This is a genomic window from Roseateles sp. (assembly GCF_036404855.1).
Taxonomy (GTDB): Bacteria; Pseudomonadota; Gammaproteobacteria; order Burkholderiales; family Burkholderiaceae_C; genus Pelomonas.
In genome coordinates this window covers 15,867-28,414 of sequence record NZ_DASWYS010000292.1, presented here as the reverse complement: position 1 = coordinate 28,414, position 12,548 = coordinate 15,867, and the positions used below count along the sequence as shown (strand labels likewise).

Genomic DNA, 12,548 nt, shown 5'->3' with positions numbered 1-12,548 from the left:
GGCGCCAGGCGCGCAGCCGCTGAAGCGCGCGCTCCAGCGCCGGATCCTCGAAGGCCTTGGGGTCGTGCTGCACCAGCATGCGCCGGTACAGCGCCGGACCGGCCTCCCCCAGCAGCAGGGCCTCGAACACCGTCGCCACCTGCCAGGGCTCGTCGCTGAAGGCCACCGGCACCACGCCGGCCGCACGCAACTGCGCGGCGCTGCGCAGCAGGCCATCCCAGTCGGTGGGCACCGGGATGCGGTGGCGGCGCAGCAGTGCGGTGTTGACGTAGAGGTTGTTGATTCGGTGCACGCCCAGCGGCGCGGCGACGATATGGCCGTTGGCGCGCAGCTGGGCCATGACGGTCGGGAACATGACCTTGGCCCAGTGGCGCCGCGCGGCCACGTCGTCCAGGTTCAGCAGCAGGCCCATGTCGGCCCATTCGTTCATCGACTGGCCGATGAGCTGGGCCACCTTGGGAGCCATGCGGCGCAAGATGCGTTCGTTGAGCACCTTGACGGCCGCCGCACCACCCCCGCCGGCCACGGCGCCGTCCACCCACTTGAGGCCGTTCTCGGCCATGCGCGCGGCGACCAGGTCGGCCGCGGCGCGCTCGCTGGCCGAGGTCCACCAGTGCAGCACGTTGAGTTCGCCGGGCTTGTCGGCGGCGCCTGCGCCCAGGCTGGCTAGCGCCAGCAGGCTGGTGCCGAGCCGCAAGGGCCAGGATGGTCGGCGTCGAAGGAGGAGGCGGGGTACTGCGAGCAAGCCCGTATTTTGCGAGCCCACCGGGCCGCCCCGGCTCAGGGTTTGCCGCTCGGGCTCATAAAGTCGCGCCATGTTCCCGACCCAGCTCGTCGATCCGCGCGCCTTCGACATCGCCCTGGCCCTGCTGGGCGGTTTCGATCGGCACTACAAGCTCTTCCGTGCCACCTCGGCCGAGGCCAAGGCGCGCTTCGAGCGTGGCGACTGGCACGGCCAGCAGCGGGCGCAGCGCGAGCGCATCGAGTTCTACGACGCCCGCGTTGCCGAGGCCACCGCGCTGCTGGAGCAGCGCTTCGCGGCGTCGTCGCTGCCGATGGGCGTCTGGCAGCAGGTCAAGCTGCATTACATCGGCCTGCTCACCAACCACCGGCAGCCCGAGCTCGCGGAGACCTTCTTCAACTCGGTGTGCACGCGCATCCTGCACCACGCCTACTTCCACAACGACTTCATCTTCGTGCGCCCGGCCATCTCGACCGAGTACATCGAGAGCGACGAGCCCGCGGCGAGGCCCACCTACCGCGCCTACTACCCCGCGCCCGGGCGGCTGCGGGATACGGTCAAGCGCGTCGTGACCAATTTCCAGCTGGAGGGTCGGTTCGGGGACCTGGACGCCGACGTGGAACGGGTGCTAGCCGCCCTGCAGCGCCAGCTCGGTGACTCCCGGCTGCGCGCCAACTTCCAGCTGCAGGTGCTGTCCAGCCTGTTCTACCGCAACAAGGGGGCCTACGTCGTCGGCAAGCTCATCAACGGCTTCAGCGAGACGCCCTTCGCCCTGCCCATCCTGCATGACGAGGCCGGCCGCTTCTTCATCGACGCCGCGCTGTTCGGCGAGGACGACCTGCTGGCGCTGTTCAGCTTCGCGCGCGCCTACTTCCTCGTCGACATGGAAGTGCCGAGCGCCTACGTGGCCTTCCTGCGCTCGCTGATGCCGCGCAAGCCGCGCTCCGAGATCTACGCAGCGCTGGGCCTGCAGAAGCAGGGCAAGAACCTGTTCTACCGCGACTTCCTCTCCCACCTGCGCCACTCGTCCGACAAGTTCCGCATCGCGCCTGGCATCAAGGGCATGGTGATGCTGGTGTTCGACCTGCCGAGCTGGCCCTTCGTCTTCAAGGTCATCAAGGACTTCTACCCGCCGGCCAAGGACACCAGCCGCGAGCTCATCCAGGGCAAATACTTGCTCGTGAAGGCGCACGACCGCGTGGGCCGCATGGCCGACACGCTGGAATACACGCGCGTGGCCTTCCCACGCCAGCGCTTCGACGACGAACTGCTGGCCGAGCTGCGGCACTTCTGCCCCAGCCTGCTGGAGGAGAACGGCGACGACCTCGTCATCCGCCACCTCTACATTGAGCGTCGCATGGTGCCGCTCAACCTCTACCTGCAGGAGGCCACGCCGGCGCAGCTGGAGCATGCCGTCGTTGAGTATGGCAACGCCATCAAGGACCTGGTGGCCGCCAACATCTTCCCCGGCGACATGCTGTGGAAGAACTTCGGCGTGACGCGCCATGGCAAGGTGGTGTTCTACGACTACGACGAAATCGAGTACCTGACCGACTGCAATTTCCGCCGCGTGCCGGAGCCGCGCAACGAGGAGGAGGAGATGTCGGGGGAGGTCTGGTACGCGGTCGGCCCGCGCGACGTGTTTCCGGAGACCTTCGGGCCCTTCCTGCTGGGCAACCCGCAGGTGCGCGAGGCATTCATGCGTCACCACGCCGATCTGCTGGACGCCGCGTTCTGGCAGGCGCACAAGGAGCGCATCCTGGCGGGACACGTGCACGACGTGTTCCCGTACGACCCTGCGCGGAGGTTCTCGGGGGGCGCTGCCTAGTCGCCCTGGGCTGCCGAGGCTGGTTGCACCAGCGGCTGCCGCAGATCGAAGGAAAAGTCCTGCTGGAACTCGTGGTCGCGTGGCGGGCACTGCGCGCTCTGCAGCGCCTGCGAGATGGCCATCACCAGGGCGCGCTGCGCGCGACGCTCCACGCCGCCTTTCAGCGATGCGATCTCGACCGCGACCACGCGGCCGTCCTTGACCGTCGCCTTGGCCCGGTACGACGCGATGCCGCGCCACTCCACGGCCGGAACCTGCGGCGGCGCGACATGGCAAGCCACTGCGGTGGCAGGCGAGGGCGCCTGCTGGGCCAGCGTGGGCCCGGCCAGCAGCATGAAGCCCGAGGCCGCGAGGGGGGCGAAGTTCGGTGTCATCGGCAACAACGCCCCGTGCATGGCCGGCCTTTGCGGCCGGTTCACGTCATGCAGCGGCGCGGGCGCCGACCCCGAGGCCGGCGGCCCGCGCCCGGGCTCAAGGCTTGTAAACCTTGAACTCCCCGAAGGCTTTCAGCTGCTCGCCAATCTTTTCCGGGTCGCCGACGACCACCCAGCTCTGCTCGTCGGGGTTGAAGTACTTCTTGCCCATGGCCTGCACTTCGGCGGCGCTGACCTTCTGCAGCGCCGGCACGAACTTGCCGAGGAAGTCGGCTGGCAGGCCGACCAGCCAGTTGCCCGCCAACTGGCGCGCCACGGAGCCCTGGAGTTGCGTACTGACGAGGTAGCTGCCGGCCATGTAGCGCTTGTTCATCGCCATCTCGGCCTCGGGCACCAGCTCGGCGCCGATGCGCCGGTACTCGTTAACGTACTCGGTGATGGACGCTCCCGTCACCTCGTTGCGCACGTCGGCACCGCCGGTGATGGCGCCACCCACGCGCGACGACACCGCACCGGCGCGGGCGCCGTAGGTGTAGCCCTTCTCCTCGCGCAGGTTCTGGTTGATGCGGCTTGAGAAGCCTGTGCCGAGGATGGTGCCCGTCAGGCGCAGGGCGACCTGTTCGTCGCCGCTGGCGACCATGCCGGGGCGCCCCAGGCGCAGCGTGGCCTGCACGCTGCCGGGGCGTTCCAGCAGCAGGCGCTGCACCGGCATGGCGGCCGGCGGGGCCGTGAGATCGGCCGGGGCCTCACCCGCGGCCTTCCAGTCGCCGAAGGCCTCCCGAGCGAGCTTCAGCGCCGCGGCAGCGTCGATGCGGCCGGTGATGACCAGCAGCGTGCGGTCGGGCCGGAAGCGGCGCGCGTGCTCCGCGCGCAGACTCTCGGCGCTCAAGCTGCCGATGGCGGCCTCGGTCTCCTGTGTGCGGCCGTAGGCATGGGTGCCGTAGATGGCGCCGTCCAGCGCCTTGGCAGCGCGGAAGGCGGGCTGCGTGCTGCTGGCTTTCAGGCCCTGCAGTGCGTTGGTCTTGGCGAGCTGCACCTCGTTGTCGGGGAAGGCGGGCTTGCGGGCCACGTCGGCCAGCAGCCGCGCCATCTCGCCCGCGTGCGAGGCCAATGCGTAGGCCGACACGCTGATGCCGTCGTTGCTGGCGCCGGCGGACAGCGCGCCGCCCATGGCCTGGGCGGCCTCGGCGATCTGCTTGGAGCTGAGCTTGGCGGTGCCGCTGGAGAGCAGGCCGGCCAGCAGCTTGGCGCGGCCGGGCTCGTCGGGCGAGTCGGCGCCGAAGCCGGCGCCGCGCACGGCCAGCACGAAATCCACGCGCGGGATGCCGTTGCGCGGCACCACCCAGACCTGCAGTCCGTTGGGCAGGGTCTGTTGGGTGATCTTGGGCACTGCCAGCGGCTTGTCTTGGCCGAAAGGCGGCAGCTCCGCGGGCAGCGCGGCGCCGGCGGCCTGGGCGGCACCGGCCAGCACGCAGGCGGCGGCCAGCAGGGCGAGGCGGAAGGAGGAGTTTGCGGTTGTCATCGTCATCGGTCCTTCGGCATCAGGGCTTGGAGGCGGCTTGCGAAGCCGCCTGGGCGGCGGCGGGGGGCGCAAGCATGGCGGCCGGCTTGCGGTCGATGACCGAGCGGTTGGCAGTGGTCAAGTAGGCAGCGGCCACGCGCTGCACGTCGGCCGACGTCACTGCGGCGATCCAGTCAGGTACCTGATTGACGATGCTTGCGTCACCCCACAGCGCCTGCAGCTTGGCGAGGCGGTCGGCGCGGCGCAGGAACATCTCTGCGTCGTTGTACCAGTCGGCCAGCAGTGCGGTCTTGAGGTTCCTCAGTTCGGCGTCGCTGACGCCGTCCTTGACGATGCGGGCAATCTCCTCGTCCATGGCGACCAGCAGCGTGTCGGCATTCGTCGTCGGCTTGTAGAGCGCGAAGACGGTGAAGAGGCTGGGGCCGTCGTATTCCCAGATGCCGGTCAGGCCGTAGAACGAGTCGAGGTTCAGCGCCAGCTCTCGGCCCTTCACCAGACCCTGATACAGGCGCGACGCGTCGCCGCCGGCCAGCAACTGGCCCAGCACCGCGAACGGGGCTTGATCCTTGCTGGCGCGAGCAGGCAGCTTCCAGGCCGCCGCGATGGCAGGCACCTGGGCCAACTTGTCGGGCTGGGTCAGGCGGCGCTCCTTGGTATTGAGGCCTTCACTGAAGTCCGAGGGCTTGGGCGTGGGGCGCGCGGCGATCTTGCCGAAGTACTTCTCGGCCAGCGCGAAACCCTGGGCAGGCGTCACGTCGCCGGCGATGGACAGCACCGCGTTGTTGGGGCCATAGAAGTCGCGGTGGAAGGCGCGTACATCGTCCAGGTTGGCATTCTCCAGGTCGACGAAGCTCCCATAACCGTCGTGAGCGTTCTCCCACTTGTCGAAGGCCAGGGCCGAAATGTCCAGCCACATGAAGCCGCCATAGGGCTGGTTCTGTACGTTGACGCGGATCTCCTCCTTCACCACATCCTGCTGGTTCTTCAACGTTGCGGGATTGAAGTCCAGCGTCTTCATGCGGTCGGCCTCCAGCCACAGCATGGATTCCAGCGCCGAGGACGGCGCAGTCTCGATGTAGTTCGTGAAGTCGGGACGGGTGGAGCCGTTGTTGTTGCCGCCGCCGGACGTGATGACCTTGTCGAACACGCCCTTGGGCGCCGTGGGCGTACCCTGGAACATCAGGTGCTCGAACAGGTGTGCGAAGCCGGTGCGGTTTTTCGGCTCCAGTCTCATGCCGACCTTGTAGACGACGCTGATGCCCACGGTGGGGCTGCTGGCATCGGGCGAGACGACAACGGTCAGGCCATTGGCCAGTTGCTTGGTGTGGACGGGGATCTGCCAGCGGTCGGCCGACGGCGCGGCGTGCGCGAAGGCGCCAGTAAGCACGAGGCTGGCGGTGGCCAGCATGCCCATCGCCGCGCGGCGGGTGGTCTTCAACATGGGTTCTCCTGAATGGGATGCCGCATAGTGTCGCGGTTTGTGCGGGGGGTGCCGCTCGGCACGGTGGGTTAACCCGGCGGGCGACGACAATCGGGGCTGCAAACCTTCGCCACCCAACCATGACCGACCCCCGTCCCGACCTGCCCGACCACCTCAGCGTGGATCCGCGCAGCCCTCACCACGTCGCTGCCGTCTTCGAGCATGACATCGGCATCCGCTTCAACGGCAAGGAGCGCCACGACGTCGAGGAATACTGCATCAGCGAGGGCTGGATCAAGGTGCCTGCTGGCAAGACGCTGGATCGCAAGGGCCGGCCGCTATGCATCAAGCTCAAGGGCGCGGTCGAGGCCTTCTACCGCTGATGCGCACGCTGCTGGGCGCACTGCTGTTGGCGGCGGCCTGCCTGCCGGCGCTCGCTGCGTCCTGTCCGAAGCCGCTGCGCATCGGCTTCAGCGATGTGGCGTTGGCGCCGATGTTGATGGGCAGTGGGCCAGGTTTCCAGGACCCACCCGGCTGGGGCGTTCAGGCAGCGCGCGACGCGCTGCGGCGCCTGGGCTGCACGGCCGAGTTGGTGCGCCAGCCGGGGCGGCGTCTGTTGCGCGGCCTGGAAGTCGGTGAACTGGAATTTGCCCTGTTCTTCAGCGCTACGACGGAGCGCCTGCGCGGCATGCGTTTCCCCGTTGACGCCGCCGGCCGCGCGGACGCCACCTGGGCGCCGGTCGTCGGTCACTTGGCCTTGTACGGCCTGGCGGGAAGCCCGGCGCTCAAGGCCTGGGATGGCAGTACTCTGGCCGCTGGCGTGCGGGTCGGCGTGGTCGCGGGCTCGGTGCAGGAAACGCTGGCTCGCGACAGGCATTGGCCGGTTGAGGCGGCGAGCTCCTTCGAGACCAGCGTGCTGGCCTTGCGCGCACGCCGCTTTGAGCTGCTACTGAGTGCGCGCGAGTCCCTGCCTTTGTCGCAACTCAGCGGCGAGGACGCTTTGGTCGAGCTGGCACCGCTGGTCGAACGGCTGCCGTACTTCGCCCCCGCCAGTCGCGCGGTCCATGCCCAGCATCCGGAATTCGTGGCCGATTTCTGGCGCGAGCTCTGCCTTGCCACGCGCCGCCTGTCCCCCGAGTCGCGCGGGCAGGACTGCGGCCGCCCACCGCGCTGATCACGACGGCTGCCCATCGCCGCTTCATGAAGCTGGCGAGGGTAGCCCCTGCGCCCGCCGGGCGCCCATCTGCCTAAACTGGGCCGATGTTGAGGTTGCCGATGCTCGCGTCGCTTGTCCTGGTGCTGCTGTGCCTGGCACGTGCGGCCATTGCCGGTTCGGCCTGTCCCCAGCCGTTGCGCATCGGCTTTAACGACACGGCGTCGCCTCCAGGTCTGATGGGCCAGGGGACATCCTTTGCCAACCCGCCGGGCTGGGAGGTGGTGGCCGTGCGCGAAGCGCTCAAGCGCCTGGGTTGCACCGCCGAACTGCTGCGCTTGCCCAACCGGCGCTTGTCCGTCTCGCTCGCCCAGGACCAGATCGACATTGCGCTGCTGTTCGGCATCACTGCTGAACGGATGCGCGACCTGCGGTTCCCGCTCGATGCCAAGGGGAGGCCCGACGTGGCCTGGGCGCCGGTCTTCGGTCATCTGGCGCTGTTCGGGCGTGGGGACATTGCCATGGAGCCGGGCTGGGACGGTCGACGTCTGCCACCCGGTCTTCGCGTGGGCGTGCTGGCCGGGTCGGTGCAGGAAGCCATCGCGCGCGAGCGCGGCTGGACGGTCGAGCTGGTCAACCTGCTCGACAGCGAATTCACGATGCTGCAGGCGCGCCGCTTCGACCTGCTGCTGACTCCCCGAGAAATCCTCAGCGCCGAGCAGCGCGCCGGCTTCGTCGAATGGACGCCGGTGGTGGCAAAGCTGCCCTATTTCGCGCCGGCCTCTCCGCAGCTCGCGCAAGACCATCCCGACTGGGCGCGCAGTTTCTGGCGCGAGCTCTGTCAGGCCGTGCGGCGGCTGGAGCCCGAGATCCGGCCGGTCGAGTGCGGGCTGGTTCCCACCGCGGTCTGGCTGAGGGATTCCTAGCGGCAGGCCGAGGCATTGGACCGGCTCGGTCGCGGCGCCGGCGCCGCGGCGCCACAATGGCGCATCGGAGTTACCAACGGAGTACAGATCATGTCCGACCCAGTAGTCATCGTCTCTGCCGCCCGCACGCCCATTGGGGGGCTGTTGGGTGATTTCGCCGGCCTCGCCGGCTGGGAACTGGGCGCCGTCGCGATCAAGGCGGCCGTGGAGCGTGCCGGCGTGCCCGGCGACGCCGTCGACGAGGTGCTGATGGGCAATTGCCTGATGGCCGGCCAGGGGCAGGCGCCAGCGCGCCAAGCCCTGCGCAAGGCCGGTCTGCCGGACTCGGCCGGTGCCGTGACACTGAGCAAGATGTGCGGCTCCGGGATGCGCACCATGATGTTCGCCCACGACATGCTGGTGGCCGGGTCGGCCGACGTCATGGTGGCCGGCGGCATGGAGAGTATGACCAACGCGCCCCACCTGATGTTCGCGCGCAAGGGCATCAAATACGGCGCCAGCGCCGTCTACGACCACATGGCGCTGGACGGCCTCGAAGACGCCTATGAACGCGGCAAGGCCATGGGCGTGTTCGCCGAGCAGTGCGTGTCCAAGTACGCCTTCAGCCGTGAGGCGATGGACCAGTACGCCATCTCTTCCACGCAGCGCGCCAAGGCCGCCAACGAGGACGGCAGCTTCGATTGGGAGATGGCGCCGGTGACGATCACCAGCCCCAAGGGCGACACCCTCGTCAAGTTCGACGAGCAGCCCTTCAAGGCCAAGCTCGACAAGATCCCCACGCTCAAACCCGCCTTCAAGAAGGATGGCGCCATCACTGCCGCCACCTCGTCCAGCATCTCAGACGGCGCCGCGGCCCTGGTGCTGATGCGCGAGAGCACCGCCAAGGCGCGTGGCCTGCAGCCTGTCGCCCGCATCGTCAGCCATGCCGTGCACGCCCAGGCGCCGGACTGGTTCACCACGGCTCCGGTGGGCGCCATCCAGAAGGCGCTGGCCAAGGCCGGCTGGCAGGCCGGCGATGTGGACCTGTGGGAGGTAAACGAGGCCTTCGCCGCCGTCACGATGGCCGCCATGGCCGAGTTCAAGCTGCCGCATGACATCGTCAACGTGCATGGCGGCGCCGTGGCGCTGGGCCATCCCATCGGTGCCAGCGGAGCGCGTATCGTTGTGACGCTGCTGGGCGCGTTGAGGAAGCGCGGCCTGAAGAAGGGCATGGCCGCGCTGTGCATCGGTGGTGGCGAGGCGACCGCGCTGGCCGTCGAACTGCTCTAAGCCGTGCATCTCGGCGTCCATGACCTCGGGCTGTTCGCTGCGACGGTGTTCGTGCTGAACGCGACCCCCGGCGTGGACATGGCCTACACCGTTGCCAGCACGTTGCGCGGCGGCTGGCGCCAGGGCGTGGCGGCGGCGCTGGGCATCATGGGCGGCTGTGTGCTGCACACGTTGGCGGCGGCGTTCGGTCTCGCGGCGCTGCTGGCCACGTCAGCCGAGGCCTTCATGGCCATCAAGCTGGTGGGCGCCGCCTACCTGCTCTACGTGGCATGGGGCATGGCGCGGGCGGGGTTGAAGCCTCCACCTGCCGCAGTGGAGGTCGGCGCCCCGCAATCGCTGTGGCGCACAGCGCGACAGGGCTTCTTCACGAATGCGCTGAATCCCAAGGTGGCACTGTTCTTCCTCGCGCTGCTGCCCCAGTTCATCGACGCCGCCGCGCCGAGCAAGACGCTGGCTTTCCTCTTCCTCGGCGCGTGGTTCATCGCGCAGGGGCTGCTCTTCCTGCTCGTGCTGATCGCCCTCGTCGCGCCGCTGCGTCGCAGCAAGCCGCGACCTTGGGTCGGGCGCGGTCTCAACCTCGGCGGTGCCGGGCTGTTCACATTGCTGGCTGCAAAGCTGGCCCTCACCAAACCATGAATGTCCTCATCGTCGGTGCTTCCCGGGGCCTCGGGCTCGAATTCGTCCGGCAATACCGCGCCGCCGGTGCGCGCATCACGGCCACGGCGCGCGACGACGCCGCGCTGGAGCGACTGCATGCCCACGGTGCCCGCGCGTTGAAGCTTGACGTGGCCGACGCGGCCAGCGTGTCCGGCCTGGCGTGGCTGATCGACGGGGAGCGCTTCGACGTGGTCGTCATCAACGCTGGCGTCTACGGTCCCACCACCACGGGCCTGGAGACTCCCTCGGCCGCCGACTTCGACGCCGTCATGCACACCAACGTCCTGGCTCCGATGCGCCTGCTGCCTCAGATCGCCGAGGCCCTGGCGCCCGGCGCGCGAGTGGCCATCATCTCGTCCAAGATGGGTTCGCTGGGGCTGCGCGCCAGCTCGACCGGTTGGCTTTACCGCGCGTCCAAGGCCGCCGTGAATTCGGTGATGAGGGATGCGTCCCTGGCCCTCGCGGGCCAGGCCATCGTCGTTAGCTTCCATCCCGGCTGGGTGCGCACGGACATGGGCGGCGCCGGTGCCGACATCGATGCGACGACCAGCATCGCCGGCATGCGCACCGTGCTGGCCAGCGTGAAATCGGCGGACACAGGCAGCTTCTTCAACTATGACGGGCAACGGCTGGCCTGGTAAGTGTTGAGTGCGAGCCTCTGGCCCGGCCAGCTCGCGTGGGCTGCGGAAGGGGCTGACGACGAGCCCCGCCGGCACGGACAACGCTCCATCCTCTGACCGCATCAAAGGCGGAGCGGTGCGCGGGCATCCAGCGGCATGCCCTCGATCGCTCTCGCGGCGCAAGCCTGGCGCGCCGAATTCGACGCCGCTCCTCGGGAGGTCGGCGCCAGGCAGGTCGAGGACAAGCCCTCTCGGACCAAGGCTCTGCGCTTGCGCCGCGGGTGCCGGACGCAGTCGCGGGCGCCCGACAATACCGCCATCCCCCAACGATGTCGGAAAGCAATACCCATGCTCCTCCCCGAAGACCATCTCGCCGTGCAGGACGCCATCCGCGCCTACGCACAGGCAGAGATCGCCCCCCATGCCGCCACCTGGGACCGGACCCATCACTTCCCCGCGGAGCAACTGAAAGGCCTTGCTGCACTGGGCTGCTACGGCGTTGCTGTGCCGACCGAATGGGACGGTGCGGGGCTGGATTACCTCGCGCTGTCGCTCATCCTGGAAGAGATCGCGGCCGCCGACGGTGGCACCAGCACGGTGGTCAGCGTCAACAACTGCCCGGTGTGTTCCATCCTGATGGCGTTTGCGAGCGACGACCAGAAGGAGCGCTTCCTGAAGCCGCTGGCGCGTGGCGACATGCTGGGCGCGTTCTGCCTGACCGAGCCGCATGTCGGCTCCGAAGCGGGCGGCCTGCGCACGATGGCCGTGCGCGATGGCGACGACTACGTGCTCAACGGCGTCAAGCAGTTCATCACCAGCGGCAAGCAGGGCGACGTGGCCATCGTGATGGCCGTGACGGACAAGGCCGCCGGCAAGAAGGGCATCAGCGCCTTTGTCGTCCCGACGAACACGCTGGGCTATTCGGTCGCGCGCATTGAGGAGAAGATGGGCCAGCACAGCAGCGACACGGCCCAGATCCTGTTCGAAAACTGCCGCGTGCCCGCCGCCAACCGGCTGGGCGAGGAAGGGCAGGGCCTGAAGATCGCGCTGTCCGGCCTAGAGGGCGGTCGCATCGGCATCGCGTCGCAGAGCGTGGGCATGGCGCGCGCCGCGTTCGAGGCTGCGCTGCGCTACAGCAAGGACAGGGTCACCTTCGGCCAACCCATCTTCAACCACCAGGCGGTGCAGTTCAAGCTGGCCGAGATGGCGACGCAGATCGAAGCCGCGCGCCAGCTGATCTGGCACGCAGCCAGCCTGAAGGATGCCGGTCGCCCCTGCCTGAAGGAGGCCGCCATGGCCAAGCTGTTCGCCAGCGAGATGGCCGAGAAAGTCTGCTCGGAGGCCATCCAGATCCACGGCGGCTACGGCTACCTCAGTGACTTCCCCGTGGAGCGCATCTACCGTGACGTGCGGGTGACGCAGATCTACGAAGGCACGAGCGAAGTGCAGAAGATCCTGATCGGCCGCGCGCTGGCCTGAGGCTGGGCGCGCTGGCGCGCTTCACTTCAGCACCAGCTCGCGGATCAGCTCGCTGCCCAGCACTTCACGCAGCGAACCGCGTTCGGCCGTGGCCTTGTTCTGCGTGGCCATGCTTCCCATCACCTTGGTGGCGATCGCCTCGCTCTCTTCAATCCTGTCCAGAGCCGCCATGTTGGGGAAGGTGATGGTCAGGATCAGGTCGGGTTCATTCGGATGCCGGGGCTGCGCGGCGAAAATGCGGTAGCCGACAATGAGGCCGGCCTTCTTGTTGGCCTCCATCAGCGGTCGGTACGAAGTGGCCAGCCACTGCATGTAGTCGTCGAAGCGGCCAGGCTTGGTCCGTATGTAAGACACCTCGACCACTTGCCCTTCCTTGTAGGGCTTGGCCTCCTGTGCCTGGATCAGCGGTGTCACGCAAGTCAGGGCAAGCGCCAGCAGGCCGGCAGAGAGCTTCTTCATGAGATCCTCCTTGGGCTGTCGGAATCCGACGCTTTGACCGTAGGCGGGCGCTTGGGGCGATTCAAGCCGCAGCGCATTCGTCCCCCCCAGCGCGGGGGG

At 68.4% G+C, this 12,548-nt stretch carries 13 protein-coding genes; 8 read left to right on the top strand and 5 right to left on the bottom strand.

Annotated elements, in window-relative coordinates; all coding sequences use genetic code 11:
- Positions 1 to 697: extracellular solute-binding protein (locus VGF12_RS19370; protein ID WP_331177687.1), on the bottom strand; the 697-nt coding region annotated here is incomplete at its 3' end.
- A gap of 118 nt (positions 698 to 815) precedes the next feature.
- On the opposite strand from VGF12_RS19370, the gene aceK reads away from it, so the two are divergent.
- Entirely contained in the window at positions 816 to 2,570 is a 1,755-nt protein-coding gene (gene aceK, locus VGF12_RS19365; RefSeq protein WP_331177686.1) for a bifunctional isocitrate dehydrogenase kinase/phosphatase, read from the top strand.
- Here aceK and VGF12_RS19360 read toward each other — a convergent pair.
- The 3 genes from VGF12_RS19360 to VGF12_RS19350 are packed head-to-tail and all read right to left on the bottom strand — an operon-like array spanning position 2,567 to position 5,907.
- A complete protein-coding gene (locus VGF12_RS19360) occupies positions 2,567 to 2,989 on the bottom strand; it encodes a hypothetical protein (protein WP_331177685.1) in 423 nt (140 codons plus the stop codon). The genes aceK and VGF12_RS19360 overlap by 4 nt on opposite strands.
- Positions 2,990 to 3,041: 52 nt before the next feature.
- A complete protein-coding gene (locus tag VGF12_RS19355) occupies positions 3,042 to 4,466 on the bottom strand; it encodes a pitrilysin family protein (protein WP_331177684.1) in 1,425 nt (474 codons plus the stop codon).
- Positions 4,467 to 4,485: 19 nt separating this feature from the next.
- Positions 4,486 to 5,907, bottom strand: a complete 1,422-nt coding sequence (locus VGF12_RS19350; RefSeq protein WP_331177683.1) for a pitrilysin family protein — start codon at positions 5,905 to 5,907, stop codon at positions 4,486 to 4,488.
- A gap of 119 nt (positions 5,908 to 6,026) precedes the next feature.
- Between VGF12_RS19350 and VGF12_RS19345 the strand changes: the two genes are divergently transcribed.
- From VGF12_RS19345 to VGF12_RS19315, 7 genes are all read left to right on the top strand, one after another.
- Positions 6,027 to 6,269 (top strand): DUF3297 family protein, encoded by a 243-nt coding sequence (locus tag VGF12_RS19345; RefSeq protein ID WP_331177682.1) that lies wholly within the window; start codon positions 6,027 to 6,029, stop codon positions 6,267 to 6,269.
- Positions 6,269 to 7,060: a transporter substrate-binding domain-containing protein gene (locus VGF12_RS19340; protein ID WP_331177681.1), complete on the top strand. Its 792-nt coding sequence runs from the start codon at positions 6,269 to 6,271 to the stop codon at positions 7,058 to 7,060. The genes VGF12_RS19345 and VGF12_RS19340 overlap by 1 nt, the downstream gene beginning before the upstream one ends.
- 95 nt (positions 7,061 to 7,155) lie before the next feature.
- Positions 7,156 to 7,965 (top strand): hypothetical protein, encoded by an 810-nt coding sequence (locus VGF12_RS19335; protein WP_414710148.1) that lies wholly within the window; start codon positions 7,156 to 7,158, stop codon positions 7,963 to 7,965.
- A 90-nt stretch (positions 7,966 to 8,055) separates the two neighbouring features.
- Positions 8,056 to 9,234: an acetyl-CoA C-acyltransferase gene (locus tag VGF12_RS19330; protein WP_331177680.1), complete on the top strand. Its 1,179-nt coding sequence runs from the start codon at positions 8,056 to 8,058 to the stop codon at positions 9,232 to 9,234.
- A 3-nt stretch (positions 9,235 to 9,237) separates the two neighbouring features.
- A complete protein-coding gene (locus VGF12_RS19325) occupies positions 9,238 to 9,870 on the top strand; it encodes a LysE family translocator (RefSeq protein WP_331177679.1) in 633 nt (210 codons plus the stop codon).
- A complete protein-coding gene (locus VGF12_RS19320; protein WP_331177678.1) occupies positions 9,867 to 10,532 on the top strand; it encodes an SDR family oxidoreductase in 666 nt (221 codons plus the stop codon). The genes VGF12_RS19325 and VGF12_RS19320 overlap by 4 nt, the downstream gene beginning before the upstream one ends.
- A gap of 327 nt (positions 10,533 to 10,859) precedes the next feature.
- Positions 10,860 to 11,990 carry an acyl-CoA dehydrogenase family protein gene (locus VGF12_RS19315; protein WP_331177677.1) on the top strand — a complete coding sequence of 377 codons (1,131 nt, stop codon included), beginning with the start codon at positions 10,860 to 10,862 and terminating at the stop codon, positions 11,988 to 11,990.
- Positions 11,991 to 12,011: 21 nt separating this feature from the next.
- Here VGF12_RS19315 and VGF12_RS19310 read toward each other — a convergent pair whose 3' ends face one another.
- Entirely contained in the window at positions 12,012 to 12,449 is a 438-nt protein-coding gene (locus VGF12_RS19310; protein ID WP_331177676.1) for a hypothetical protein, read from the bottom strand.
- Positions 12,450 to 12,548: the final 99 nt, after the last annotated feature.

Bases quoted from the DNA above. Each gene is read 5' to 3' on its own strand.
- aceK (WP_331177686.1), top strand. From the start codon at position 816: ATGTTCCCGACCCAGCTCGTCGATCCGCGCGCCTTCGACATCGCCCTG.
- VGF12_RS19355 (WP_331177684.1), bottom strand. From the start codon at position 4,466: ATGACAACCGCAAACTCCTCCTTCCGCCTCGCCCTGCTGGCCGCCGCC.
- VGF12_RS19350 (WP_331177683.1), bottom strand. From the start codon at position 5,907: ATGTTGAAGACCACCCGCCGCGCGGCGATGGGCATGCTGGCCACCGCC.
- VGF12_RS19345 (WP_331177682.1), top strand. From the start codon at position 6,027: ATGACCGACCCCCGTCCCGACCTGCCCGACCACCTCAGCGTGGATCCG.
- VGF12_RS19340 (WP_331177681.1), top strand. From the start codon at position 6,269: ATGCGCACGCTGCTGGGCGCACTGCTGTTGGCGGCGGCCTGCCTGCCG.
- VGF12_RS19330 (WP_331177680.1), top strand. From the start codon at position 8,056: ATGTCCGACCCAGTAGTCATCGTCTCTGCCGCCCGCACGCCCATTGGG.
- VGF12_RS19320 (WP_331177678.1), top strand. From the start codon at position 9,867: ATGAATGTCCTCATCGTCGGTGCTTCCCGGGGCCTCGGGCTCGAATTC.
- VGF12_RS19315 (WP_331177677.1), top strand. From the start codon at position 10,860: ATGCTCCTCCCCGAAGACCATCTCGCCGTGCAGGACGCCATCCGCGCC.
- VGF12_RS19310 (WP_331177676.1), bottom strand. From the start codon at position 12,449: ATGAAGAAGCTCTCTGCCGGCCTGCTGGCGCTTGCCCTGACTTGCGTG.